Source organism: Streptomyces sp. NPDC048481, assembly GCF_043200075.1.
Taxonomy (GTDB): Bacteria; Actinomycetota; Actinomycetes; order Streptomycetales; family Streptomycetaceae; genus Streptomyces.
The window spans coordinates 409,265-434,481 of the sequence record NZ_JBICXC010000007.1; the positions used below are offsets into that span (position 1 = coordinate 409,265).

The 25,217-nt window shown below is 73.3% G+C and carries 20 protein-coding genes and 1 pseudogene; 4 read left to right on the plus strand and 17 right to left on the minus strand.

Annotated features, from left to right (window positions below; all coding sequences use genetic code 11):
- Positions 1-18 precede the first annotated feature (18 nt).
- From ACGFSH_RS23295 to ACGFSH_RS23345, 11 genes are all read right to left on the minus strand, one after another.
- A complete protein-coding gene (locus ACGFSH_RS23295; protein ID WP_393351567.1) occupies positions 19-1,041 on the minus strand; it encodes an ADP-ribosylglycohydrolase family protein in 1,023 nt (340 codons plus the stop codon).
- Positions 1,038-1,838 (minus strand): NUDIX domain-containing protein, encoded by an 801-nt coding sequence (locus tag ACGFSH_RS23300; RefSeq protein WP_393351570.1) that lies wholly within the window; start codon positions 1,836-1,838, stop codon positions 1,038-1,040. The genes ACGFSH_RS23295 and ACGFSH_RS23300 overlap by 4 nt, the downstream gene beginning before the upstream one ends.
- Positions 1,839-1,913: 75 nt before the next feature.
- Entirely contained in the window at positions 1,914-3,056 is a 1,143-nt protein-coding gene (locus tag ACGFSH_RS23305; RefSeq protein ID WP_393351572.1) for a pseudouridine synthase, read from the minus strand.
- Positions 3,056-3,625, minus strand: a complete 570-nt coding sequence (gene scpB, locus ACGFSH_RS23310; protein ID WP_393351650.1) for an SMC-Scp complex subunit ScpB — start codon at positions 3,623-3,625, stop codon at positions 3,056-3,058. Before scpB ends, ACGFSH_RS23305 begins: the two co-directional genes overlap by 1 nt.
- Positions 3,626-3,678: 53 nt before the next feature.
- On the minus strand, positions 3,679-4,932 hold the full coding sequence (locus tag ACGFSH_RS23315) for a segregation and condensation protein A (protein ID WP_393351574.1): 1,254 nt from the start codon (positions 4,930-4,932) through the stop codon (positions 3,679-3,681).
- A gap of 18 nt (positions 4,933-4,950) precedes the next feature.
- The gene (locus ACGFSH_RS23320; protein WP_393351576.1) at positions 4,951-5,538 is read right to left on the minus strand and encodes a hypothetical protein; all 588 of its coding nucleotides are present in this window, start codon (positions 5,536-5,538) and stop codon (positions 4,951-4,953) included.
- Positions 5,523-6,659, minus strand: a complete 1,137-nt coding sequence (locus ACGFSH_RS23325) for a ParA family protein (protein WP_256919232.1) — start codon at positions 6,657-6,659, stop codon at positions 5,523-5,525. The genes ACGFSH_RS23320 and ACGFSH_RS23325 overlap by 16 nt, the downstream gene beginning before the upstream one ends.
- 422 nt (positions 6,660-7,081) lie before the next feature.
- On the minus strand, positions 7,082-8,206 hold the full coding sequence (gene ald / locus ACGFSH_RS23330; protein ID WP_393351579.1) for an alanine dehydrogenase: 1,125 nt from the start codon (positions 8,204-8,206) through the stop codon (positions 7,082-7,084).
- Positions 8,207-8,342: 136 nt separating this feature from the next.
- Positions 8,343-10,409, minus strand: a complete 2,067-nt coding sequence (locus ACGFSH_RS23335; protein ID WP_393351581.1) for a tetratricopeptide repeat protein — start codon at positions 10,407-10,409, stop codon at positions 8,343-8,345.
- A gap of 209 nt (positions 10,410-10,618) precedes the next feature.
- Positions 10,619-11,245 (minus strand): NUDIX domain-containing protein, encoded by a 627-nt coding sequence (locus tag ACGFSH_RS23340; RefSeq protein ID WP_393351583.1) that lies wholly within the window; start codon positions 11,243-11,245, stop codon positions 10,619-10,621.
- A 93-nt stretch (positions 11,246-11,338) separates the two neighbouring features.
- Positions 11,339-13,003, minus strand: coding sequence for a CTP synthase (locus ACGFSH_RS23345; protein WP_393351585.1), 1,665 nt, complete (start codon positions 13,001-13,003; stop codon positions 11,339-11,341).
- A gap of 469 nt (positions 13,004-13,472) precedes the next feature.
- Between ACGFSH_RS23345 and ACGFSH_RS23350 the strand changes: the two genes are divergently transcribed.
- The 3 genes and pseudogenes from ACGFSH_RS23350 (at position 13,473) to ACGFSH_RS23360 (ending at position 18,390) form a co-directional block, all read left to right on the plus strand.
- Positions 13,473-15,275, plus strand: a complete 1,803-nt coding sequence (locus tag ACGFSH_RS23350) for a glycoside hydrolase family 15 protein (protein WP_393351652.1) — start codon at positions 13,473-13,475, stop codon at positions 15,273-15,275.
- A 104-nt stretch (positions 15,276-15,379) separates the two neighbouring features.
- A pseudogene (locus ACGFSH_RS23355) lies at positions 15,380-16,672 on the plus strand (FAD-binding oxidoreductase); the annotation flags it as partial.
- Between the two features lie 50 nt (positions 16,673-16,722).
- Positions 16,723-18,390 (plus strand): PucR family transcriptional regulator, encoded by a 1,668-nt coding sequence (locus ACGFSH_RS23360; protein ID WP_393351587.1) that lies wholly within the window; start codon positions 16,723-16,725, stop codon positions 18,388-18,390.
- An 81-nt stretch (positions 18,391-18,471) separates the two neighbouring features.
- Here ACGFSH_RS23360 and ACGFSH_RS23365 read toward each other — a convergent pair whose 3' ends face one another.
- The 5 genes from ACGFSH_RS23365 to ACGFSH_RS23385 all read right to left on the minus strand — a co-directional run bounded on the left by ACGFSH_RS23365 (position 18,472) and on the right by ACGFSH_RS23385 (position 23,950).
- Entirely contained in the window at positions 18,472-19,602 is a 1,131-nt protein-coding gene (locus tag ACGFSH_RS23365; RefSeq protein ID WP_393351589.1) for a glycosyltransferase family 4 protein, read from the minus strand.
- A 354-nt stretch (positions 19,603-19,956) separates the two neighbouring features.
- Entirely contained in the window at positions 19,957-21,675 is a 1,719-nt protein-coding gene (gene recN, locus ACGFSH_RS23370; RefSeq protein ID WP_393351654.1) for a DNA repair protein RecN, read from the minus strand.
- Between the two features lie 145 nt (positions 21,676-21,820).
- Complete coding sequence (locus ACGFSH_RS23375; protein ID WP_069773189.1) at positions 21,821-22,726, minus strand: NAD kinase; 906 nt, start codon at positions 22,724-22,726, stop codon at positions 21,821-21,823.
- Positions 22,723-23,538, minus strand: a complete 816-nt coding sequence (locus ACGFSH_RS23380; RefSeq protein ID WP_393351592.1) for a TlyA family RNA methyltransferase — start codon at positions 23,536-23,538, stop codon at positions 22,723-22,725. The genes ACGFSH_RS23375 and ACGFSH_RS23380 overlap by 4 nt, the downstream gene beginning before the upstream one ends.
- A gap of 7 nt (positions 23,539-23,545) precedes the next feature.
- Positions 23,546-23,950, minus strand: a complete 405-nt coding sequence (locus tag ACGFSH_RS23385; protein WP_393351595.1) for a hypothetical protein — start codon at positions 23,948-23,950, stop codon at positions 23,546-23,548.
- A gap of 42 nt (positions 23,951-23,992) precedes the next feature.
- On the opposite strand from ACGFSH_RS23385, the gene ACGFSH_RS23390 reads away from it, so the two are divergent.
- Positions 23,993-24,340: an SCP2 sterol-binding domain-containing protein gene (locus tag ACGFSH_RS23390; protein WP_393351598.1), complete on the plus strand. Its 348-nt coding sequence runs from the start codon at positions 23,993-23,995 to the stop codon at positions 24,338-24,340.
- Here the strand turns inward: ACGFSH_RS23390 and ACGFSH_RS23395 are convergent.
- Positions 24,324-25,148 carry an ABC transporter ATP-binding protein gene (locus ACGFSH_RS23395; RefSeq protein WP_393351600.1) on the minus strand — a complete coding sequence of 275 codons (825 nt, stop codon included), beginning with the start codon at positions 25,146-25,148 and terminating at the stop codon, positions 24,324-24,326. The two genes, ACGFSH_RS23390 and ACGFSH_RS23395, sit on opposite strands and share 17 nt — an antisense overlap.
- Positions 25,149-25,217 lie beyond the last annotated feature (69 nt).

The window sequence follows — 25,217 nt, forward strand, 5'->3', positions numbered from 1 at the left end:
GCCCGCCCGGTCACCGGCTCACTGGTCCCACAGCGCCCCGAGCGTCACCAGTTCCCCCTGGTACTCGATCCGGTCCGCCCAGTCCGTCGGCCAGGCGTCCGCGCCGGCGTGCGCGCCCGCGAAGGCGCCCGCGAGACAGGCGATGGAGTCGGAGTCCCCGCAGGAGCAGGCCGCCCGGCGCAGGACGGTCAGCGGCTCGTCGGGGAAGAGCAGGAAGCACAGCAGGCCGGCGGCCAGGGCCTCCTCGGCGATCCACCCCTCCCCGGCCGCGAGGCAGGGGTCCGTCTCGGGCGACGGGTGGCGCAGCGTCTCCTGGAGGCGTTCCAGGACGGCCAGGCACTCGTCCCAGCCGCGCGCGACGAAGTGCTCCGGGCTCGGGTCCTGGGCGCGGGTCCACAGGTCGCCGAGCCAGCGGTGGTGGTAGCGGGAGCGGTTGTCGAGGGCGTAGGAGCGCAGCAGCCCGACCAGTGCGGCCGGGTCGGCGCCCTGGACGAGGAGGCGCACGGCGTGCGCGGTGAGGTCGGAGGCGGCGAGGGCGGTGGGGTGGCCGTGGGTGAGGGCGGCCTGGAGCTGGGCGGCGCCGGCCCGTTGCTCGTCGCTGAGGCCGGGGACGAGGCCGATCGGGGCGACGCGCATGTTGGCGCCGCAGCCCTTGGAGCCGATCTGACTGGCGTCCTGCCACAGCCGCCCGTCGTCCTCGAGGAGGTCGCACGCGGTCAGGCAGGTGCGCCCGGGGGCCCGGTTGTTGTCCGGTGACCGGTTCCAGGCCACGAACTCCTTGCGCAGTTGCGGCGCCAGGGCGTCCGGCACGAGGAGCCCGCGGTCCATGGCGGTCCGCAGGGCGCGCCCCACCGCGAGGGTCATCTGGGTGTCGTCGGAGACGAGGGCGCGCGCCGGGAGGTCCATCTCCCGCCACGGCCCGCACTTGGCGAGGATCGAGGGGACGTCGTCGAACTCCGTCGGGAAACCGAGGGCGTCGCCCAGCGCGAGGCCCAGCAGGGAGCCGGTGGCGCGCTTTCGGACGGTGGTCGAGGTGGTCATGCGGAACGTCCTTCCCGGGGCGGTCGCAGCAGGGGCGGGTGGAGCGCGGTGGCGGCGCCCGCGCGGTAGAGGGCGGCGGGCTTGCCCCGGCCGCCGGTCAGACGCGCGCCACCGGGGACGGGCTCGACGAAGCCCGGCGTGGCGAGCACCTTGCGGCGGAAGTTGGGCCGGTCGAGGCCGGTCCGCCACACGGTCTCGTAGACCTGCTGGAGCTCGCCGAGGGTGAACTCGGGCGGGCAGAAGGCGGTCGCGAGGCAGGTGTACTCGAACTTGGCGCCGACCCGGTCGTGGGCGTCGGCCAGGATCCGGTCGTGGTCGAAGGCGAGCGGCCCGGCGTCTTCGTACGGCTGCCAGCGCGCCTGGCGGGCGTCGCCGCCGCCGGTGGGTTCGGGGGCGTCGGGCAGGAGGGCGGCGAAGGCGACGGAGACGACCCGCATCCGGGGGTCGCGGCCGGGTTCGCTGTAGGTGCGCAACTGCTCCAGATGGAGGCCCGAGACGTCCGCCAGGCCGGTCTCCTCGGCCAGTTCGCGCCGGGCGGCGGTCTCCGCGGACTCGTCGGGCAGCACGAAGCCGCCGGGCAGCGCCCAGCGGCCCGCGTAGGGCTCCTGGCCGCGCTCGACGAGCAGGACGTGCAGGGCGCCGGCGCGGAGGGTGAGGACGGCGAGGTCGACGGTGACGGCGAAGGGCTCGTAGGCGTACTTGTCGTAGGCACGCTGGCCGCCGGCGTCCCGGTCGTCGCCGTCGCGCTCGCGGTCGCGGTCGTCGGCGTCCTTGTCGTGGCCCCGCATGACGGACACCCCCTCTTAATAGTCACCACGACTATAAAAAGGGGTGTCGTCCGGCACAAGCCCCGGGGGCCCGGGAGTTGGTTCCTAGAGGTCGACTTCCTTCATCAGCATGCCGACCTCGGTGTTGGACAGCCGGCGCAGCCAGCCCGACTTCTGGTCGCCCAGGGTGATCGGGCCGAAGGCGACGCGCACCAGCTTGTCGACCGGGAAGCCGGCCTCGGCCAGCATCCGGCGCACGATGTGCTTGCGGCCCTCGTGCAGGGTCACCTCGACCAGGTAGTTCTTGCCGGTCTGCTCGACGACGCGGAAGTGGTCGGCCTTCGCGTAGCCGTCGTCGAGCTGGATGCCGTCCTTGAGCTTCTTGCCCAGGTCACGCGGGATCGGGCCCACGATGTGCGCGAGGTAGACCTTCTTCACGCCGTACTTGGGGTGCGTCAGCCGGTGCGCGAGCTCCCCGTGGTTGGTGAGCAGGATGACGCCCTCGGTCTCGGTGTCGAGCCGACCCACGTGGAACAGCCGCGTCTCGCGGTTGGTCACGTAGTCGCCGAGGCACTGGCGGCCCTCGTTGTCCTCCATCGTGGAGACGACGCCGGCCGGCTTGTTCAGCGCGAAGAACTGGTACGACTGCGTCGCCACGGTCAGGCCGTCGACCTTGACCTCGTCCTTCTCGGGGTCGACCCGCTTGCCCTGCTCCAGGACGATCTCGCCGTTGACCTCGACGCGCGCCTGCTCGATCAGCTCCTCGCACGAGCGCCGGGAGCCGTAGCCCGCCCGTGCGAGGATCTTCTGCAGCCGCTCGCCCTCCTGCTCGGCGCCGGGGAACGTCTTGGGGAGCTTGACGTCCTTCTTGCCCGCGTACCGCTCGCGGTTGCGCTCCTCGGCCCGCGCCTCGTACTCGCGCGAGGTCGCCGGCACCCACCGGCCGCGCCCGGTGCCCTGCCCCTGCTTGGGGCCGCCCTTGGCGCCGCCGCGCGCGGACGAGCCGCGCCCGGTCTTCGGCCCCTCGTGGGTGCCGCCGGGGCCGACGTCGTACCGGCGCTCCTCCGGGCGCGGGTTCTTGGGCCGGCCGCCCTGCTGGTCGTCGCGGGCGTTGCCGGCGCCACGGTAGTTACCGCGTCCGCCGCTGTTCCCGCCGCGACCACCGCTGTTCCCGCCGCGGCCGCCGCTGTTGCCACCACGGCTCCCGCCGTTGTTTCCGCTGCTGTTCCTGCCGCTGCTGCTTCGCATCAAAGTTCCGTCTTGTCGTCTGCGTCCTCGGAATCCGGAGCGTCCGGATCGAACGACGGCACACCCTCCTGGGTCTCGGCCTCGATCGCCGCCGCCTCGGGGAGGAAGGGCGCGAGCTCCGGGAGTTCGTCCAGGCCGCGCAGGCCCATCCGCTCCAGGAAGTAGTTCGTCGTCACATACAGGATCGCACCTGTTTCGGGTTCCGCGCCCGCCTCCTGCACCAGACCGCGCTGGAGCAGGGTGCGCATCACGCCGTCGCAGTTCACTCCGCGCACCGCGGAGACCCTGCTGCGGCTGACCGGCTGGCGGTAGGCGACGACCGCGAGGGTCTCCAGCGCGGCCTGCGTGAGCCGGGCCTGCTGGCCGTCCAGGACGAAGCCCTCGACGGCCGCCGCGTACTCGGGCCGGGTGTAGAACCGCCAGCCGCCCGCGACGAGCCTCAGCTCGAAGCCGCGCCGCTGCACGGTGTACTCGTCGGCCAGCTCGCGCAGCGCGTCGGCGACCTGCCGCCGCGGCCGCTGGAGGATCTTCGCGAGATGCTCCTCGGTCGCGGGCTCGTCGACGACCATCAGGACGGCCTCCAGGGCCGGCTTCAGGTCCAGCGCGGCGACGGTCTCCTCGCTCACGTCCGTGTCTCCTTCCCCGGCTCCTCCGGCGGCCGGTCGAACTCGTCGGTCACCGTCGGCTGCGCGTCCCCGTCCCCGCCCGTCCAGCGCACCAGCAGCTCGCCGAGCGCGGTCTCCTGGTCGAGGGCGACGGCCTTCTCCCGGTACAGCTCCAGCAGCGCGAGGAAGCGGGCGACGACGGTGAGGGTGTCGTCGGTGTCCGCCACCAGGGCCCGGAAGCTCGCCTCGCCGAGTTCACGCAGCCGTGCGACGACGATCCCGGCCTGCTCCTGCACGCTCACCAGCGGCGCGTGGATGTGGTCGACGTACACCTGCGGCTCGGCCCTCGGCTGCATCGCCTTGACCGCGAGCCTCGCGAACCCTTCCGCGCCGATGCTGATGACCACCTCGGGCAGCAGCTCGGCGTGATGCGGTTCCAGCCCGACGGTGCGGGGGTAGCGGTGGCCCTCGCTCTCCAGCCGGTGCGTGAAGATGTCGGCGATCTGCTTGTAGGCCCGGTACTGGAGCAGACGGGCGAAGAGCAGGTCGCGGGCCTCCAGCAGGGCCAGGTCGGCCTCGTCCTCGACCTCGGCGGCGGGCAGCAGCCGGGCCGCCTTCAGATCGAGCAGGGTCGCGGCGACGACCAGGAACTCGGTCGTCTGGTCGAGGTCCCAGTCGGGGCCCATGGCCCGGATGTGGGCCATGAACTCGTCGGTGACCTTCGACAGGGCGACTTCGGTGACGTCCAGCTTGTGCTTGGAGATCAGCTGGAGGAGCAGGTCGAAGGGCCCCTCGAAGTTGGCCAGCCGCACCTTGAACACCCCGTCGGCCACCTCCGGGGCGCCCGCCTGCGGGCTCCCGGCCTCCGGGCCTGCCGAGCCGGTGCCGTCCGGCCTCCGGACGTCGGATGCCGCGGCAGCGGGCTCCGGGGCGCCCGGCGCCGCCGGGCTCGGCTCCGGGGGACCGGGCTCGACGGCATCCGGCACGGCCGTGTCCGGCGCCGCCGGGCCGCGGGCCGCCGGGGCAGCCGGGTCCGCTTCCGTGACGTCCGCCTCCGGCGCGTCCGGGCCCGAGTGGGCCGGGGCGGCCGGGTGGCGGGGGTCGGCCGGCGCCGTGGGGCGCGGCCGGAGTGCCGCGGGGGCTTGCGCGCGGGGCGGTGCCGCCGGGATCGGTTCGGCGGGCGGAGGCGGCGTCCCCGGCCCACGCCCCAGCGCGCGCCGGCGGCCGGCTGCGCCGCCGGAGGCGGACGGGGGAACGTCGTTCGAGGTCATGGCCCTCGCAGGCTACCGCTACCGCCCGCGAAGTCGTCGTACGAGGATGCTGGCGTCCCCGCGGCTCTCCAGGTCGGCGAGGACCACGGCGACCGCCTCCCGGACGATGCGCCCGCGGTCCACGGCCAGGCCGTGCTCGCCGCGCAGCACGAGCCGGGCGTGCTCCAGGTCCATGAGCTCCTCGGCGGAGACATAGACGGTGATCTTCTCGTCGTGGCGCTCACGCCCGCTGGGCCGGCGGGCGGCGGCCCGGCCGCGCTTGCGCGGCTGGCCGTCGTCCTGGGCGCCCGCGGCAGAACCTTCCTGCGCGCCCTGCCGCCGGTCGGGACGCTCCCCCTGGGCGCCCCTGGTGCGGGACTCCCCGGCGTCGCCCTGGCCGGCGTCGGCCGCCGCGTGCTCGGCGCCCTCGCCGTCGCCGCCCTGCGCGGGCACGGCCTGCGGCGCGTCCTGCGTGCCGCCGGCCGCCACCGCGTCGCTCTCGCCGGCCGGCGCCGGCACCCGGGCCTCGCCGTTGGCGGGGCGCCGGGGCGCGGACGGCTGCAGCGCCGTTCCCCCTGTCGTACGGAAGAGTTCGTCGGCCCCCGGCAGACTCACTCGGCGTGACACCGGGCGAGCACCTCCCTGGCGAGCTGACGGTAGGCGGCGGCCCCGACGGAGTTGGAGGCGTACGTGGTGATCGGCTCACCGGCGACCGTGGTCTCCGGGAAGCGGACCGTCCGTCCGATGACCGTGTGGTAGACGTGGTCGTCGAACGCCTCGACGACCCGTGCGAGCACCTCACGGCTGTGCACGGTGCGCGAGTCGTACATGGTCGCCAGGATGCCGTCGAGCTCCAGCTCCGGGTTGAGCCGCTCCTGGACCTTCTCGATGGTCTCGGTCAGCAGCGCCACGCCCCGGAGGGCGAAGAACTCGCACTCCAGCGGCACTATCACCTTGTGAGCGGCCGTCAGGGCGTTCACGGTGAGCAGGCCGAGCGAGGGCTGGCAGTCGATGACGATGTAGTCGTAGTCGTCCATCAGCGGCTTGAGCGCACGCTGGAGCGTGGACTCGCGCGCGACCTCGGAGACCAGCTGCACCTCGGCGGCCGACAGGTCGATGTTGCTGGGCAGCAGGTCCATGTTGGGGACCGCCGTCTTCAGGAGCACCTCGTCCGCCGCCATGCCCCGCTCCATGAGCAGGTTGTAGACGGTGAGGTCGAGCTCCATCGGGTTGACGCCGAGACCGACCGACAGCGCGCCCTGCGGGTCGAAGTCCACGAGCAGCACCCGCCGGCCGTACTCCGCGAGCGCGGCACCCAGGTTGATGGTCGACGTCGTCTTGCCCACGCCGCCCTTCTGGTTGCACATCGCGATGATCTTCGCGGGGCCGTGCTCGGTCAGCGGGCCCGGGATCGGGAAGTACGGCAGCGGGCGTCCGGTCGGACCGACGCGCTCTCGGCGCTGTCGGGCCGCGTCGGGCGCGAGCGTGGCCGCGTATTCCGGGTCCGGCTCGTACTCGGCATCGGGATCGTAGAAGTGCCCGTCGGGCAGTTCGTCGTAGTCGGCGAAATGGTTGTGGGGCGCGCCACTTCCGTCGCCGGCCATGGCGTTCACGTGATGGCCATCCATGCTCTGGTGTGCTGACAGAGCCATATGGGGGCTGCGCTGGCTCTGGTGGGCTGCGAAGGTTCGGACAGCGACGGAGCCGACAGCCTCGAGCCCCGCGGAACCCGGGTCCCGCGTAGGCATTCCTGGTTGACCACCCCCGGGAGCAAATGTCGACTCATTCACAAGTCGTCTTACCTCCTTGGTGACCAGGAAACTTCTAGACAAGGTCAGCGTGGCACCATGCCGACGGTTGGCGACTCTATGGCGTGTCGGGCGTCCGCAGCAACACAATCCGCCGTACCCGGCCCGATGTGTCGGCAATGAAACATCCCTCTGTCAAGGGCGTACGGCCGTCGCACGGCAGGTTTCACCGGTGTGCGAATCGGTCGAAGAGTTACGTTCGAGGCGAGTTGGCCGAGAGCCGCAAAGTGACCATACACACATCCGGCCGGACCTTGTCGGGCAAGGTCCGGCCGGGTGGGAGCGGTTGACGCGCCTTGTTGACGTATCGCCTTTACGAACAGGTGACTTGGCTTCCAGAGGCCCGTCGGGCGCCGCCCGGCTCAGCCGAGCAGGGAGGCCAGCTCCACGTGCTCCAGGCCGTGCGCCTCGGCGACCTCGCGGTAAACGACCTTGCCGTCATGGGTGTTGAGGCCCTTGGCCAGCGCCGGGTCGCGGCGCAGCGCCTCGACCCAGCCCCTGTCCGCGAGTTCGACGATGTAGGGCAGCGTGGCGTTGGTGAGCGCGTAGGTGGAGGTGTTGGGGACCGCGCCGGGCATGTTGGCGACGCAGTAGAACACCGAGTCGTGGACCGGGAAGGTCGGCTCCGCGTGCGTGGTCGGACGGGAGTCCTCGAAGCAGCCGCCCTGGTCGATCGCGATGTCGACAAGGACACTTCCGGGCTTCATGCGGGACACCAGTTCGTTGGTGACCAGCTTGGGGGCCTTGGCGCCCGGGATGAGCACGGCGCCGATGACGAGGTCGGCCTCCAGGCAGGCCTTCTCCAGCTCGAAGGAGTTGGAGACGACGGTCTGGATCTTCGTGCCGAAGACCTTGTCGGCTTCCTTGAGCTTGTTGATGTCCTTGTCGAGCAGGGTCACGTGGAAGCCCATGCCGATGGCGATCTGCGCCGCGTTCCAGCCGGAGACGCCGCCGCCGATGACGACCGCCTTGGCGGCCAGCACGCCGGGAACGCCGCCGGGCAGCACACCGCGGCCGCCGTTGGCGCGCATCAGGTGGTAGGCGCCGACCTGGGGGGCCAGCCGGCCCGCGACCTCGGACATCGGGGCGAGCAGCGGCAGCGCGCGGCTCGGCAGCTCGACGGTCTCGTAGGCGATGGCGGTCGTGCCGGACTCGACGAGGGCGTCGGTGCACTCCTTGGACGCGGCCAGGTGCAGGTAGGTGAAGAGCGTCTGGTCCTTGCGCAGCCGGTGGTACTCCTCGGCGATGGGCTCCTTGACCTTCAGCAGCAGGTCGGCCGCGGCCCACACCTCGTCGGCGGTCTCCAGGATGCGGGCGCCGGCGGCCACGTACTCCTCGTCCGTGATGGACGAGCCGAGGCCGGCGCCTCGTTCGACGACGACCTGGTGGCCGTGGCGCACCAGCTCGTGCACGCCGGCGGGGGTGATGGCCACCCGGAACTCGTTGTTCTTGACCTCGCGGGGGATGCCGACCTTCACGTCGATCACGGTCCTTGGCTCAGAGGGTGTGGGGGCACAGCGAAGACATTCCCGGAGATACAGGGCACACCGGGACGCACCGCAGGAGAACGTGCGGCAGAGCCAGTCTAATGAAGGTGTTCCCGCTGTCTAGCCTTTCATTGCATCAACCTTCAGCAGATGCACTGCGGATTTCGCAGGTGTCAGCGGCGAGATCCGGCTGTTCGGGCCCCGTACCGCCTTCCGCGGGCTCCTCTTCCAGGATGCGCTCGGCCTCGCCCCGGTGCAGGCGGGCGGCCGCCGGGTCGCCCAGGCGGTCCAGGGTGTCGGCCAGCCGCAGCCGCACCGCGGCCTGCAAGCGGGTGTCCCCCGCGCGCCCGGCCCACTCCACCGCCTCCTCGCAGGTGCGCAGCGAGTCCTCGGGGCGGCCCGCGTACTCCTGGACCCGGGCCAGCTCGCTCAACGCCCGTGCGTGCGCGGGCACATCGCCGTTCTTGCGGTGTCCTGCGGCGGCCGCCCGCCAGGCCCGCTGGGCCTCCCCGTAGTGGCCCGCGTAAGTGTGCGCGGTGGCGATGCGGCCGTACAGCCGCGCGGCGTCCGCGCGCTCCTCGCGGGCCAGGCGCTGGGCGAGGGCCCGGCCGAACCAGTCGGCGGCCCGCTCGTAGTCCCCGAGCTCCAGGTGCGCGCCGCCTACGGATTCCATCGCGCGGCCGATCGCGTACGGATCGCCGGCCTGGCGTCCGGCGTCCAGCGCGGCGCGGTAGCGCGCCAGGGCCTCCGCGGTGCGGCCCGTCCGCGCGTCGACGTCGGCCAGGTTCAGCAGGGCCGCGGCCTTCTCCCGCGGCAGCCTGCGGCGCTCGGCGACGTCCAGGACGAGCCGGTGCACGCCGTACAGGTCGGGGGCGGCCGCCTGGGTGCCCAGGTGCGCCACCATCGCCCGCACCAGCTGGGACATCAGCCGGCGGGCCAGGGTGTCCAGCTCCCCGTCCGCGACCGCGAGGCGGGCCGAGGCCAGCAGGGCGGGCCGGCGCGCGGCCAGCCACTCGGCGGCCGCGCGCGGGGTGGGGAAGCGCAGCGCGCGCGGCATGTTCTGGAGCTTCTCGCGGGCCTGGGGGCTGTCGGTCTCGGTGACGGCCCGGCAGGACTGAAGCAGCCGTACCGTGCGCTCCAGCATGCGGGCGCGGGCCAGCTGGAGCTCGGCGGGGCGGTCGTGGACGCGGGCGGCGGCCCGCAGCAGGGGGTGCAGACAGCCGGGGATCTCGTACTGCGGCAGCGGGGAGTCCACGGCCCGCAGCAGTCCGAGGGCGGTGAGGTCGTCCAGGACGGTGCGGGCCGCGGCCACCGAGCAGCCCGCCAGCGCGGAGGCGGTGTGCGGGTCGGCGAGGCCGGCCGGGGCGAGGCTCAGCAGCCGCAGCACGCGGGCCGCGGGGGCGGGCAGCGCGGCGTGCACGAGCCCGAACACGCGGCTCAGCGGCGAGCCCTCGTCGCTCTCCGCGTGCAGCTGCCGGGCGAGGTCGGCGACGGCGGCCTGGGGGCGGGCGGCGAGCCAGCCGCCGGCCAGCGTCAGGGCGGCGGGCTCGCCCTGACAGGCCTCCACGAGCGCCTCGGCGGAGCGCGGGTCGACCGTGATGCGGACGGAGCCGGTGTACCGGGTCAGCAGTTCGAGGGCGGACTTGGTGTCCAGGCCGCCCAGGGTGCAGGGGCGGACGTCGGCGATGCCGGTGAGGGGCCCGGAGGAGACGGCGACGAGCAGGCACTGCGGGGCGTCGGGAAGCAGCGCGTCGACCTGTTCGGCGCCGGTCGCGTCGTCGAGCAGGAGCAGCACCCGCCGCTGTGCGAGGGCTTCGCGCAGCAGCGCCGTCAGGTCGTCCTCGCCGGCGCCGGCGGGCGCGGGCACGTCCAGCGCGGTGAGCAGTTCACGTGCCGCGCGCTCGACCGGCACGGGGGTGCCGTCGGGCTCGGCGAGACGGGCGCGCAGCACGCCGTCCGGGTACCGGCCGGCGATCCGCCGGACGAGTTCCTCGGCGAGCGCGGTGCGTCCCGAGCCGGGCCGGCCGGCGATCAGGAGCACGCGCGCGCGGGGGGCCTTGCGGCCGGAGATGGTGTCCAGGCCCGCGCGCTCGATGTCGGCGCGCAGTTCCTTCAACTCCCGGGTGCGGCCCAGGAAATGGCCCTCTGTCGCAGCGTGTCCGGACAGCTGCACGCCGTCTGTGTCCACTGCCTGATCCGTCACGGGCCACACTCCCGTCCCACCGCGCACGCACCCCCGCCGGGACTCCGGATCGGGTGATTCCAGAGCCTAGTTCACGCTCTGCGACGTTCCGGGAGGAGAACGGCGGCGCGCGGCCGGAACCCCCCGATCGGATCAGCCGATCGTCACACCGGAGATGGCCCGAAGGGACGAGAACCGGCCACGGACGACAGCCGGACGGTCGGGCGGACTCAGGCCTCGAACGGGCGGGCCGGCCAGGGCGCCTCGGCCGGACGCAGCGCCTCGACGCCCTCCCCGGCGCGGGCCGCCACCAGCGACAGCACGCCGACCACGAGGCAGTTGTTGTGGACGTCGCCCGCCAGGACCGCCCGGACCAGGTCGGCGACCGGGACCCGCGCGTGCTCCATGTCGGCCTCCTCGTCCTCCACCGCGAAGCGCTGCCCCTCCGCCTCCGACAGCCCCCGGGCCAGGAAGATCCGCACGGACTCGTCGCAGCCGCCGGGAGTCGTGTAGACGTCGGTGAGAACGCGCCACTCCTCGGCCTTGACGTGCGCCTCCTCGTACAGCTCGCGCTGGGCCGCGTGCAGCGGGTTCTCGCCGGGCACGTCGAGCAGGCCGGCCGGGATCTCCCACAGCTTGTGCCGGACGGGGTGGCGGTACTGCTTGATGAGCAGCACACGGTCCTCGTCGTCGAGGGCGAGCACCGCCACGGAACCGGGATGCACCTGGTAGTCCCGGCGCACCACCGCGCCGTCGGGCATGACCACCTCGTCGGTGCGCACCGAGGTCTTGCCGCCCACGAAGGGGGTTCGGGTGGCCCGGATCTCCCACGCCTGCGGAGTGTCCTTGATCGTCATGCCCTGCGTCCTTCCACCGTGCCACCTGCGCAAACGAAACCGGGGTGCAAACCCGTTGAAGGTTTGCACCCCGGCCACCGTACAACCGGTGTGTCACTCCGGATTCGGCCCCGCGGCGGTCTTCCGCTCGACCGCCGCCTTCACCAGGCCGGCGAACAGCGGGTGCGGACGCGTGGGCCGCGACCGCAGCTCCGGGTGCGCCTGCGTGGCCACCAGGTAGGGGTGGACGTCGCGCGGGTACTCGACGTACTCGACGAGCTTGCCGTCCGGCGAGGTGCCCGAGAACAGGATGCCCGCCTTCTTCTCCAGCTCGGCGCGGTAGGCGTTGTTCACCTCGTAGCGGTGGCGGTGCCGCTCCTCGACGTACTCCTTGTCGTCGTAGACCTCACGGACGATGGAGCCCTCGGCCAGCTTCGCCGGGTACATGCCCAGGCGCATCGTGCCGCCCATGTCGCCCTCGCCGGCCACGATGTCGAGCTGTTCGGCCATCGTGGAGATGACCGGGTGACCGGTGGCCGGGTCGAACTCGGTGGAGTTGGCGTCGCCGATGCCGGCCAGGTTGCGCGCGGCCTCGATCACGATGCACTGGAGGCCCAGGCAGAGCCCGAGCAGCGGGATCCTGTTCTCGCGGGCGTAGCGGATCGCGCCGACCTTGCCGAGCACGCCGCGGTCGCCGAAGCCGCCGGGGATGCAGATCCCGTCGACGTCCTCGAGCTGCGCCTTGGCGCCCGCCGGGGTCTTGCAGTCGTCGGAGGTGACCCACTTGATCTTCACGCGGGCCTTGTTGGCGAAGCCGCCGGCCCGCAGCGCCTCGGTGACCGAGAGATAGGCGTCGGGCAGGTCGATGTACTTGCCGACCAGCGCGAGGGTGATCTCGTGGTCGGGGTTGTGGACGCGGTCGAGCAGATCGTCCCACGTCGTCCAGTCCACGTCGCGGAACGGCAGGTCCAGCTTGCGGACGACATAGGCGTCCAGGCCCTCGCCGTGCACGGTCTTGGGGATGTCGTAGATCGAGCGCGCGTCGGGGCAGGCCACCACCGCGTCCTCGTCGACGTCGCACATCAGCGAGATCTTGCGCTTGATCGCGGTCGGCACCTCGCGGTCGCAGCGCAGCACGATCGCGTCCGGCTGGATGCCGATGTTGCGCAGCGCCGCCACCGAGTGCTGGGTCGGCTTGGTCTTCAGCTCGCCGGAGGGGCCGATGTACGGCAGGAGCGAGATGTGCACCACGAAGACGTTGTCCCGGCCGACCTCGTGCCGGACCTGGCGGACGGTCTCCAGGAAGGGCAGCGACTCGATGTCGCCGACGGTGCCGCCGACCTCGGTGATCACGACGTCGACCTGGTCGGTCGCCATACGGCGGATGCGGTGCTTGATCTCGTTGGTGATGTGCGGGATGACCTGCACGGTGTCGCCCAGGTACTCGCCGCGCCGCTCCTTGGCGATCACCGTGTTGTAGACCTGGCCTGTAGTGACATTGGCGGAGCCGTCCAAGTCACGGTCGAGGAAGCGCTCGTAGTGTCCGATGTCCAGGTCGGTCTCGGCGCCGTCGTTGGTGACGAACACCTCACCGTGCTGGAAGGGGTTCATCGTGCCCGGGTCGACGTTCAGGTACGGGTCGAGCTTCTGCATCACGACGCGCAGTCCCCGCGCCTTGAGCAGCATGCCGAGGCTGGAGGCCGTCAGACCCTTGCCGAGCGAGGAGGCGACACCCCCGGTGACGAAGATGTGCTTGGTCGTCGTGGATTTGGGCGTCATGGCCAAGAGGGGGCTCCCGTGGTCGCGATTCGAGGGTGCGGTTCGGGGGCTTCGAGACCACCGGTCCACGGGCTACCAGGGTATCAGCGCCGCGGAGAGATGGCTTCCGGCCACGCTCCGCGCACGGCCCGCCACGGTGGGGCGCACGAGCACCGGTTTCTCACCCGTTGCTCACCCGTTCGGCCCACCCGCGTTGCCCGGAGCGGCACGCAGATCATCTACGTGCGTCGTATCCTGCTCGGACACTCACTGCCGAGCCCGGTCGGCAAGACGGCACACCCCCGCCCGTCCCCCACCGGAACAACGGGAGCCCGGCAGTTCGTTGAGCAATAATCGGCGTTTTGCCCTGAGGGCCGAGCGGCTGCTTTGCTTCAGCGCTCAACGACGCATTACCAACGACCCCTTGACCGCACTAGCGACAGCCCCCGTGTCCCATGGGGGTGACGTGGCCGTTCGACTGGAGTTGCACGTGGCCGGGCGCATCGAAGACTACGCACTCATCGGAGACATGCAGACCGCCGCCTTGGTCTGCCGTGACGGGACAGTGGACTGGCTGTGCCTGCCCCGCTTCGACTCGCACGCGATCTTCGCCGGTCTGCTCGGCACGGAGGAACACGGGTTCTGGCGCCTCGGTCCGGCGCACGCCTCCGACGCGCCTCCGCCGCGCGCCGCCCGGCGCACCTACCGCGGCGACTCGCTGATCCTGGAGTCCGAGTGGGACACCCCGCGCGGCACGGTCCGGGTGACCGATTTCATGCCTCCCCGCGACGGCGCGCCCCAGCTGATCCGGATCGTCGAGGGCGTCTCGGGCCGGGTGCCGATGCGCTCGACCCTGCGGATGCGGTTCTCCTACGGCCGGGTCGTGCCGTGGGTGCACAAGCACGAGGGCCGCACGGTGGCCGTGGCGGGCCCGGACTCGGTGTGGTTCGACACCGACTGCGAGACCTACGGCAAGGCACTGACCACGTACGCCGACTTCACCGTCGCGCCCGGCGACCGGATCGCGTTCACGATCTCGTGGGAGCCCTCGCACAAGGAGCCGCCGCCGCTGCCGGAGCCCGAGCAGTCCCTGGAGGCGACCGAGGAGTTCTGGCGCGAGTGGGTCGAGCACTGTACGTACCACGGCCCCTACCGTGAGGCCGTGATCCGCTCCCTGATCACGCTCAAGGCGCTGACGTACGGCCCGACCGGAGGTATCGTCGCCGCCCCCACCACCTCCCTGCCGGAGGACATCGGCGGCGTCCGCAACTGGGACTACCGCTACACCTGGCTGCGCGACGCGGCCATCACCCTGTCCTCGCTGCTGCGCACCGGCTACCGCGAGGAGGCCCGCGCCTGGCGCGAGTGGCTGCTGCGCGCGGTCGCCGGCGACCCCGAGAACCTCCAGATCATGTACGGCATCGCGGGCGAGCGCGAGCTGGGCGAGGCCGAGCTGGACTGGCTGCCCGGTTACGAGAACTCCGGCCCGGTCCGGGTCGGCAACGGCGCCGCGCACCAGCTCCAGCTCGACGTCTACGGCGAGGTCACCGAGGCCCTGCACCTGGGCCACATGACCGGCCTGGCCCGCAACGACTACGCCTCCCTGCTCCAGCTGAAGCTGATCCGCTACCTGGAGCAGCACTGGGACGAGCCCGACGAGGGCATCTGGGAGGTGCGCGGCCCGCGTCGCCACTTCGTGCACTCCAAGGTCATGGCCTGGGTCGCGGTCGACCGCACCATCAAGCTGATCGAGTCCGGCGACGCGGACGGCCCGCTGGACAAGTGGCGCGAGCTGCGCGACGACATCCACCGGGACGTGTGCGAGAAGGGCTACGACAAGGAACGCAACACCTTCACCCAGTCCTACGGCTCCAAGGAGCTGGACGCGTCCCTGCTGCTCATCCCGCAGATGGGCTTCCTGCCCCCGGACGACAAGCGGGTGATCGGCACCATCGAGGCGATCCAGCGCGAACTGTCCACCCCGGACGGCTTCATCCTGCGCTACCCGACGTCGGGCGGCGACGAGGGCGTGGACGGTCTGCCCGGCGACGAGGGCGCGTTCCTCGCCTGCTCGTTCTGGATGGCGGACGACCTCGCGATGATCGGCCGGGTCGACGAGGCGCGCAAGCTGTTCGAGAAGCTGCTCGCGCTGCGCAACGACCTCGGTCTGCTCGCCGAGGAGTGGGACCCGCGCCTCCAGCGCCAGGTCGGCAACTTCCCGCAGGCCTTCAGCCACGTCCCGCTGATCGACACGGCGCTGCGCCTGACGGCGTCGGGGGCCTACGGCGGCTGACGCCCGGTTCCCGCGGCCGGGCCGAGGTCTTACGGACCGGTGACGTGCGGCCGCAGAACAGGACCGGGCGGCCGCGCCCGCCTACGCTGGAGCCATCTGGCCCCTGCACGGCCCGGACCGTCTTCAACGCGATGATCGACCGCCGTCCGGCCGTGATCGCCCAGTGCGTCGACGAGGCCGACGTCGTGCGGTCGGTGCGCTGCGCCCGCGACCTGGACCTGCCCGTCGCGGTGCGCGGCGGAGGGCACAGCGTCGCCGGCATGGCGCTCGGGGACGACGCCCTGGTGGTGGACCTGCGCCACATGCGCACGGTCACCGTCGACCCGGCCGCCCGGACGGCCCGGATCGCGGGCGGCGCCACCATGAGCGACCTGGACCGCGCGTGCGGGCCCCACGGGCTGGCCACGACCGGCGGGCGCGCCTCCACGACCGGCGTCGGCGGCTTCGTCCTGGGCGGCGGCACCGGCTGGCTGGACCGCTGCTTCGGTCTGGCCGTGGACAACCTGCTCGACGTCGAACTGGTCACCGCCGAGGGCGGGCGGGTGCGCGCGGACGCCGACGACCACCCGGACCTGTTCTGGGCGCTGCACGGCGGCGGCGGCAACTTCGGCGTCGCCACCGCGCTCACCCTGAAGCTGCACGAGCTGCCCGAGTTCTCCATCGCGCTGCTGCTCTGCCAGCCGGAGTTCGGCCCCGACGCCACCCGCACCTTCCGGGACGTCATCGCGGCCCGCCCGGACGAGGCGAGCGGCGCCGTCATCTACTTCACCGGCCCGCCCGCGGAGTTCGTCCCGCCGCATCTGGTCGGCTCGCTGCTGTGCGGGGTGCTGCTGACGTACGCCGGCGCCGAGGAGGACCTGCGCAAGCTGGCCCAGCCCCTGCTGGCGCTGCCGCACGAGGCGGAGGTCGTAGGGGCGATGCCGTACGCCGACGTCCAGTGCATGCTCGACGACCCGCCCGGCATGCGGAACCACTGGTCGGCGGAGTACCTGACCGGCCTCCCGGACGACTTCGTCGACGTGCACTGCGCCCGCGGTCTGACCGTGCCCGTGCCCACCGGCACCATGCACACGCTGTTCCCGCAGGGCGGCGCGATCGGCTCCGGACCGCACGAGTACCCCGTGCCGTACCGGGACGCGCCCTGGGCCGTGCACCCCTTCGGGCTGTGGGAGGACCCGGCCGACGACGAGCGGTGCGTGCGGTGGGTCCGGGACGTCCGGGCCGACGCGCAGCCGTGGAGCACCGGAGCGGTGTACCTCAACTTCATCGGCGACGAGGGCGGCGACCGGGTCGTGGCGGGCGTCGGCGAGGCGAACGCCCGGCGGCTCGCGGGCGTCAAGCGGGACTACGACCCCGGAAACGTGTTCCGCTTCAACCACAACATCCGGCCCTCCTGACACCGCCCCGCGGATGTCGGCGGAACGTCCGCGCAGGTAGCGTCCGCTGCATGGACAGCCCCGCGGACCGACCCACGAACAGCCCCCCGGACCACCGATTCGCCAGCCGCAGCGCCGGCATCACCGTGCGGCGCGCGCTGGAGCTGCCCGGCCTGCGCAGCGGACTGCCCGAGGTCCTCGCGGGCGGCGAGCGGCTGGAGCGCACGGTGCGCTGGGTGCACGCCGGCGAGGTCCCGCACATCGCCTCGCTGCTCAAGGGCGGCGAACTGCTGCTGACCACGGGTTACGGCCTGGGCAGCCGCCCCGCCGAGCAGCGGGCGTTCGTGCGCACCCTGGCCGAGCGGGGCATCGCGGCCCTGGTGATCGAGCTGGGGCCGCGCTTCGAGCGGCTGCCCTCCGCCCTGGTCGAGACGGCCCGCGGCACGGGGCTCCCGCTCGTCCAACTGCACCGCGAGGTGGCGTTCGTGACGGTCACGGAGGAGGTCCACACCGAGATCGTCAACGGGCACTACGCCCTTCTCCAGCAGGCCGAGGAGGTGCACCGGCGCTGCACGAACGCCCTGCTCGGCGGCGGCGGCATCCCGCAGGTGCTGGGGATCCTGGCCGGCTTCGGCGACAACCCGGTGTTCCTGGAGACGACCGACGGACGGCTGCTGTACGCGGCCGGGGAGGGCCCGCAGGGCGCGGATCCGCTCCAGGTGTGGGAGGGGCTGCGCGGCCCGCACAAGGACGCGCCGCCCCCCGCCGGTTCGGTCCTGGTGGACGTGCCCGGGGGCGGGCCGGGGGCGGGTGCGGTGCGCGCCCGGCTGGTGCAGCTGCCCGTGCGCGGCCCGCTGGCTCCCGTGCACCGGATCGCGGCCGAACGCGCGGCGGGCGTGCTGGCCGTGGTGCTGATGCAGGCCCGCCAGGAGGACGAGCTGGCCGCGCGCGGCCGGGGCGACTTCCTGACCGACCTCGCCGAGGGGCGGATCGCCGCGGAGGACGCCCCGGCGCAGGCCCGGGTGCTGGGCTTCAGGCCCGCCGCCGGGCCGCTGCTGCCGGTCGTCATGCGGCTGGGCGAGGGCCCCTCCCCCGGCGGCGGCTGGGCCGTGCTGGCGCGGGCGGTCGCCGAGGAGCTGACGTCGCTGGGCGTGCCGGTGCTGCTGGGGGTGCGCCCGGTGGAGGGCCGGGTGCCGGTGCTGCTCGGCCTGCGCTCGGAGTCCGAGCGGCCCGCCGTGGCCGACCGGGTCGCGGCGGCCCTGCGGGCCGGGGTGGAGCGAGCCGGGATGCAGCGGCCCGGCGCCGCGCCCGCGGTGGTGGTCGTGGGCGTGGCCGGCGGCTGGGCGGCCGCCTCGGCGGGCCTGCGGCACGCCGCGGAGACGGCGACGGCCGCGCACGGCCTCCCCGACCGCCCCTGGTACGACGCCCGCCGCCTGGACATCGATCTGCTGCTGTGGCGGCTGCGCGACCACCGGGACCTGGCGGCGTTCGTGGACCGTGCGATCGGGCCGGTCCGCGATCACGACCTGCGCTCCAAGCCGCCGTTGCTGCCGACCCTGGAGACCTATCTGGCGCACGCGGGCCGCAAGGCGGAGACGGCCCGCGAGCTGCATCTGAACCGGCAGACCCTCTACAACCGCCTCGCCCGCATCGGCGAACTGCTCGGCACCGACCTCGACGACCCCCAGACGGTCCTCGCGCTGAGCCTGGCGCTGCGCGCGCGACGCCACGTGCCGTGACGCCACGTGCCGTGATGCCACGCGCCGTGCCGCCGAGGGCGTCGGGGAGAGCGGCGCGGGCCGCCTCCCGCGCGGCCGGCGTCAGATCATGGGACGGGGCTGCGTCAGCTCGTCGTAGACGCTGAGCACCTGGGCGACGGTCTCGTCCTCGGTGGGCCAGGTGGCCGCCTGCCGGGCGCCCGCCTCGCGCAGCCGCCCGGCCCGCGCGGGGTCGCCGAGCAGCCGCACGACGGCGGCGCCGAAGGCCCGCGCGTCGCCGGACGGCACCAGCTCGGCCGCGTCCCCGACGAGTTCGCGGACGCCGGCCGCCCGAGCCGCGACGAGCGGCACCCGCGCGTGCAGCGCCTCCTGTGCCAGCACGGACCGCGACTCACCGCCGCCGGGCAGCAGCGCGAGGTCGGCGGCGGCCAGGAGTTCGCCGACGTCGTCGCGCAGGCCGGCGAGCCGGACCGGGAGCGCATCCGCCTCGATGCGGCGCTGAAGCTCCGCGCGGTACGGCCCCTCCCCGGCGATCACGACCAGGGGCGCCGGATCCAGGTCGCGCCACGCGTGCGAGGCGTCGAGCAGGAGGTCGTAGCCCCGGTGCCGGTCCAGCGAGCCGACGGCGACGAGCAAGGGGCGGCCGATCGCGCCGAGTTCGGCGCGCAGCTTGGGCAGCGGCAGTTCGCAATCGTCGTGCGGTCCCTCCCCCCGCGGAGGCCGGGGCAGCGCCACCGCGGCCAGCCGCGCGTCCCGCGCGCCGGTGCGGCGCGCCCGGTCGACGAGGTCGGAGGTGGTGCCCAGGACCACCGCGGCCGTCCGCGCGACACGTCGTTCCAGCAGTCGCAGCAGATGTGCGCGGGCGCCCTCGGCGTGCGCGCGGTTGTGCCAGGTGACGACGAGCGGGGTGCTGCGGCCGCTGAGCGCGAGGACGGCCCTGAAGGAGGCGTGCAGGCCGTGGGCGTGGACGAGGTCGGCGTCCGTGCAGGCCGCGCGGAGCGCCGTCACGGAGCCCGGGTCGCTGCTGCGCGGCACGTGCACGTGTTCGGCACCAGCGCCCGTGAAGTCGTAGGTGTCATCGGCGTCGGTGGGGGCGCACACCGTCACCCGCACGCCCCGCGCGACGAGCCCCGCGGTCAGGGAGCGCACGTGTGCGCTGCTGCCGGCGTTGCCGCCGCCCAGCACCTGCACGGTGCGCAGCGGCGACTGGCCGTGCGGTGAGTGGCTGCTCACGTGGCCGGGGCTCCTGGTTCGGCGTCGGACGGTCACGAAGAAACGTACAGAGGGACCGGGCGGAGGGGTGGACCGCTGAGGTTCCTCCACGTCTTCCGCCCAAGAATGCCAGGACGTACGGGTGTTCCGGGCCCTGCGCCCTCCGCGTGACGGGTCGCGACCCCTCGGGCTTCACCCCCACGGGTGAAGCCTCCCGATTCTCTGTTCGACCGGCCGGTCCGCGGACCACCGGCCCACGCCGGACCGCCTCCCTCCGCCGTGCGTGCCGCCGCGTCAGGAGCGGCCCCGGCCGGCTCCGGGCGGCCGTCGCCGTGACGACGGACCCGCCGCCGGCCGACCGGGCCGCTGAGGCCGTCAGCCGTCCGCGCGGGCCGTGGCGAGAAGTTCCTCCGCATGGGCCCGCGCCGTCTCGGAGTCCTCCTGGCCGGCGAGCATGCGCGACAGTTCGCGGATGCGCTCCTCGCCCTCCAGGACCTTCACCCCGGACCGGGTGACCGAGCCGTCGTCGGTCTTCTCGACCAGCAGCTGCCGGTCGGCGAAGGCGGCGACCTGCGGCAGGTGCGTGACGACCACCACCTGAGCGGTCCTGGCGAGCCGCGCCAGCCGGCGCCCGATCTCGACAGCCGCCTTGCCGCCCACGCCCGCGTCGACCTCGTCGAAGAGATACGTCGGCACCGGGTCCGTACCGGCGAACACGACCTCGACGGCGAGCATCACGCGTGACAGCTCACCGCCCGACGCGCCCTTGGCGACGGGCCGCGCCGGGGCGCCCGGATGCGGGGCGAGCAGCAGCTCCACCTCGTCCACGCCGGCCGGCCCGTAGGCGACCCGACGGCCGCCGACCTCGACGCCCTGCGGATCCTCGGTCTGCCGGATGTCGAACGACACGCGCGCGTGCGGCATGGCCAGCGAGGCCAGCTCGGCGGTCACGGCCGCGGCGAACCGTCCGGCGGCGTCGGTGCGCGCGTCGGTCAGCGCCTGCGCCAGCTCGCCCAGTTCGGCCCGCAGCGCGTCCCGCTCGGCGGTCAGCTCCTCGATGCGCCCGTCGTCGCCGTCCAGCTCGGTCAGCCGGGCGGCTCCCTGCTCGGCCCAGGCGAGCACGGAGTTCACATCCGGCCCGTACTTGCGGGTGAGGGCGGTGAGCGCGGCCCGCCGCTCCTCGACGGCCGCCAGCCGCAGCGGATCGGCGTCCAGGTCGTCGGCGTATCCGGCCAGCTCGCCCGCGACGTCGCCGAGCAGGATCCCGATCTCCCCGATCCGGTCGGTGAGCGCGGCCAGCGCCGGGTCGTGCGCCCGGACGGCCTCCAGGGCCCGCTGCGCGCCCGCCACGAGGGTGGCGGCGTCGATGCCCTCGGGATCCTCGGGGTTCCCGGCCAGCGCGGCGTGCGCGGCCGTGGCGGCGGACGACAGGGCCTCCGCGTGTCCGAGCCGCTCGGCCTCCTCGGCCAGCTCGACGTCCTCCCCGGCGCGCGGTTCGACGCCAGCGATCTCGTCGAGTCCGAAGCGCAGCAGGTCGGCCTCCTGCGCCCGCTCACGCGCGCGGGTGACGATCTCGTCCAGCTCGACGGTCACCGCCCGCAGCCGCCGGTAGGCCTCGGTGTACTTGGCGAGCGGGACCGTCACCGCGTCTCCCGCGTACCGGTCGAGCGCCTGCCGCTGCCGGGACAGCTTGAGCAGCCCCTGCTGGTCGGTCTGCCCGTGCACGGCCACCAGCTCGTCGGCGAGTTCGGCGAGCACGCCCATGGGCACGCTCCGCCCGCCCACGTGCGCCCGCGACCGCCCCTCGGCGGAAACGGTCCGGCTGATGAGCAACGCCCCGTCGTCGAGCTCGGCGCCCGCCTCCTCGGCCCGCAGGGCCGCCGCGGCGCCCGGGGGCACCGTGATCCGCCCCTCCACGACCGCCTTCTCCGCACCGATCCGCACCAGCGCGGGATCGGCGCGTCCGCCCAGCAGCAGTCCGAGGCTGGTGACCACCATAGTCTTGCCCGCGCCCGTCTCACCGGTGACGGCGGTGAAGCCTGGCGACAGCTCGACGACAGCGTCGTCGATGACTCCGAGCGACCGTATCCGCATCTCCTCCAACACGGAGACGACCTTACGAGGTCGGGGAGGGAAAGTGCGAGGCACCCTGTCACCCGGGCGGGTGGACACGTCTCCCCGGCCCCCGCGGAGCCCCGCCGCCCGCCGTCGGACCAGCCCGGCGGGCGCGGGTCCCTTCCTAGTTCCGCGCCCCGCGCCATCCCGCGACGGGCAGGGCGAACTTCGCCACCAGACGGTCGGTGAAGGAGGCGTGGTGCAGCCGGGCGAGCCGCACCGGCACCGCGCCGCGCCGCACCTCGACCCGGGCGCCCGGAGGCAGCTCGAAGGTCCGCCGCCCGTCGCACCACAGGACGCCCGGCGGGATGTGCGGCAGCAGCTCGACCGCGAGGACCGAGTTCGGCGAGGTCACGAGCGGCTTGGCGAACAGCGCGTGCGCGCTGATCGGCACCATCAGCAGCGCCTCGACCTCGGGCCACACCACGGGCCCGCCGGCCGAGAACGCGTAGGCGGTGGAGCCGGTGGGCGTCGACAGGACGATGCCGTCGCACCCGAACCCGGTGACGGGCCGCCCGTCGATCTCCAGCACCACCTCGAGGAGCTTCTCGGCGCCGGCCTTCTGCACCGCCGCCTCGTTCAGCGCCCAGTCGGTGTGCACGATGTCCCCGTTGCGGTGCACGACGACGTCGACGGTCATGCGCTCCTCGACCTCGTACGCCCTCGTCACCACCCGGTCGACAACCTTGTCGAGGTCGTCGCGTTCGGCCTCGGCCAGGAAGCCGACACTGCCGAGGTTGACGCCCAGCATCGGCACCCCGGACGCACGTGCGAACTCCGCGCCGCGCAGCAGCGTGCCGTCACCGCCGAGGACGATGAGCAGCTCGCACCCCTCCAGGCACTGCGGGGTGGCCTCGGCGACCAGCTCCACGTCGTCCGGTACATGCAGGTCGGAGGCCTCGTACTCCAGGACGCGCACCCCGATGCCCTCGCGCAGCAGGCCCTTGACCACCAGCTCGGCGCTGCGGATGGCCGCCGGCCGTCCGGTGTGCGCGAGCAGGAAAACAGTACGAGCTCGGTTCTGACTCAACGCGGCCCCTCCGCAACTGCACGGTCGACGTCGGCCGGGTCCAGGGCGGGCGCCCCTGCCCGGAGCCACAGGAAGTACTCGACATTGCCCGACGGCCCGGGCAGCGGACTGGCGGTGACCCCCCGCACGCCCAGTCCCAGATCCCACGCCTTCGCGGCCACCCCTCGGACGGCTTCGGCCCGCAGCTGCGTGCTGCGCACGACACCCCCGCTGCCGAGCCGCTCCTTCCCCACCTCGAACTGCGGCTTGACCATCATCACCAGGTCCGCGTCCGGTGCGGCGCACCGTGCCAGGGCCGGCAGCACCAGCCCGAGCGGGATGAAGGACAAGTCCCCCACGACAAGATCCACAGGCTCCCCATCGATCGCTTCAAGCGTCAACTCGCGTACGTTCGTACGGTCCTTGACGGTGACGCGTTCATCGCTCTGCAGGGACCAGGCGAGTTGGCCGTATCCCACGTCGACGGCGACGACGTGGGCGGCGCCCGCGCGCAGCAGCACGTCCGTGAACCCTCCGGTGGAGGCGCCGGCGTCGAGCGCCCGCCGCCCGCGCACCGCGAGCCCCTGGGGCACGAACGCCTCCAGCGCCCCGGCGAGCTTGTGCCCGCCGCGGGAGACGTAGTCCGGGTCGTCGGCGTCGGCGGCGACGACGATCGCGGCCGCGGTCTCGACCTGGGTGGCCGGCTTCGTCGCGACGGTCCTGCCGACGCTGACCCGGCCGGCGGCGATCAGCTGCCCGGCGTGCTCACGCGAGCGCGCGAGCTTGCGGCGGACCAGCTCCGCGTCCAGACGGCGACGTGCGACTCCTGCCACGTTCGGTTCAGCTCCTACTGCCATGCGAGGGTGAAGGCGTCCGACGGTCGTGCGACGGTGCGGGCGCCGGGGATCCGGGGCGGGCGTCGAGCGCGGTGAGCGCGTCGCGCAGCCCCCGGTGTACATCCTCGTACACCTCGACGTGTCCGTCGGTGGCGAGGTGGTCGGCGTCGGCCAGCCGCTCCAGCCACGCGTCCACGTCGGCGTGCCCGGTGGGGACCCGGGGGACGGCCAGCGGCGCGGGAGCGGCGGGGTCCCGCTCGGCCGCCTGCTCCGGGCCCGCCCCCTGCTCCGGGTGCGGACCGGCCGTCTGCTCCCGCTCCGGGCCGGCCGCCCGCCCGCGCTCCTCGGGCACGGCCGCCGTCGGCGCCTGCGCCGCGCGCGGTCCGGTCTCCGGCACTGTGTCGCTCATGCCCAGACGCTACCGCGAACGCCTGGGGTACCGTCGTGCGCGATGGCCACGATCGAGGAGTGCCGCGCCGCACTCGAGAAGCTCTCCGACTCCATGCAGAGCGCCCAGGGGGACGTCCGCACGGCCACGGCCCTGGACCGCTCGGTGAGCTGTCGGATCACCGACCTGGACGTCACCTTCGTCGGCCGTATGACGGGCGGCCGGATCGTGGTGCAGGACACCCTCCAGGGCCCTCCGGTGGAGAAGGCGCAGATCAGACTGACCATGACCGGCGACGACCTGGTGGCGATGGTCGACGGCGAGCTGAACTTCGCCAAGGCCTGGGGCTCGGGCCGGGTGAAGCTGGAGGCCGGCCTGAAGGACCTGTTCCAGCTCAGGAAGCTTCTGTAGCCGCGAGCCTCCCGGCGCCCGTCCGCGCCCTGCGCGCCGCCGGCACGACCAGCGGCGTCCCCGTCTCCGGGTCGTCGATGACCTGGCAGCGCAGCCCGAAGACCTCCTCGACCAGGGCGGCGGTGACGATCTCGCCCGGCGCGCCCTCGGCGATGACCCGGCCGCCCCTCAGGGCGATCAGATGGGTCGCGTAGCGGGCCGCGTGGTTGAGGTCGTGCAGCACCGCGACGAGCGTGCGCCCCTGTTCCTCGTGGAGTTCGGCGCACAGGTCGAGGACGTCGATCTGGTGCTGGATGTCGAGGAACGTGGTCGGCTCGTCGAGCAGCAGCAGCGGGGTCTGCTGGGCGAGCGCCATCGCGATCCACACGCGCTGGCGCTGGCCGCCGGACAGCTCGTCGACGTAGCGGTCGGCGAGTTCGGCGACCCCGGTCCGCGCCATGGACTCCCGCACCACCCGCTCGTCCTCGGCCGACCACTGCCGCAGGACGCCCTGGTGCGGGTAGCGGCCGCGGCCCACCAGGTCGGCGACGGTGATCCCGTCGGGGGCGACGGACGACTGCGGCAGCAGCCCCAGCGTGCGCGCCACCTTCTTCGCGGGCATCGACTGGATGACCTGCCCGTCCAGCAGCACCCGGCCCCGGTTCGGCTTCAGCATCCGCGACAGCGCGCGCAGCAGCGTCGACTTCCCGCAGGCGTTCGGGCCGACGATCACGGTGAAGGAGTTGTCCGGTATCTCCACCGACAGCTGTTCGGCGATGACCCTCTGGTCGTAGGCGAGGGTGACGTCCTCGGCGGACAGGCGGTTCACGATGCTCCCTGGGTTGTCGCGGTCGGCCGGGCGGCCAGGACCCGGGCCGGGGCGTGCGGGCCGTGGCTC

Excerpts from the sequence above, each read along its gene's own strand:
- ACGFSH_RS23345 (WP_393351585.1), bottom strand. The coding sequence starts at position 13,003 with ATGACGCCCAAATCCACGACGACCAAGCACATCTTCGTCACCGGGGGT.
- ACGFSH_RS23295 (WP_393351567.1), bottom strand. The coding sequence starts at position 1,041 with ATGACCACCTCGACCACCGTCCGAAAGCGCGCCACCGGCTCCCTGCTG.
- scpB (WP_393351650.1), bottom strand. The coding sequence starts at position 3,625 with ATGGTCGTCGACGAGCCCGCGACCGAGGAGCATCTCGCGAAGATCCTC.
- ACGFSH_RS23385 (WP_393351595.1), bottom strand. The coding sequence starts at position 23,950 with ATGAGCGACACAGTGCCGGAGACCGGACCGCGCGCGGCGCAGGCGCCG.
- recN (WP_393351654.1), bottom strand. The coding sequence starts at position 21,675 with ATGCGGATACGGTCGCTCGGAGTCATCGACGACGCTGTCGTCGAGCTG.
- ACGFSH_RS23305 (WP_393351572.1), bottom strand. The coding sequence starts at position 3,056 with ATGCGAAGCAGCAGCGGCAGGAACAGCAGCGGAAACAACGGCGGGAGC.
- ACGFSH_RS23315 (WP_393351574.1), bottom strand. The coding sequence starts at position 4,932 with ATGACCTCGAACGACGTTCCCCCGTCCGCCTCCGGCGGCGCAGCCGGC.
- ACGFSH_RS23325 (WP_256919232.1), bottom strand. The coding sequence starts at position 6,659 with ATGCCTACGCGGGACCCGGGTTCCGCGGGGCTCGAGGCTGTCGGCTCC.
- ACGFSH_RS23360 (WP_393351587.1), top strand. The coding sequence starts at position 16,723 with ATGGACAGCCCCGCGGACCGACCCACGAACAGCCCCCCGGACCACCGA.
- ACGFSH_RS23340 (WP_393351583.1), bottom strand. The coding sequence starts at position 11,245 with ATGACGATCAAGGACACTCCGCAGGCGTGGGAGATCCGGGCCACCCGA.
- ACGFSH_RS23390 (WP_393351598.1), top strand. The coding sequence starts at position 23,993 with ATGGCCACGATCGAGGAGTGCCGCGCCGCACTCGAGAAGCTCTCCGAC.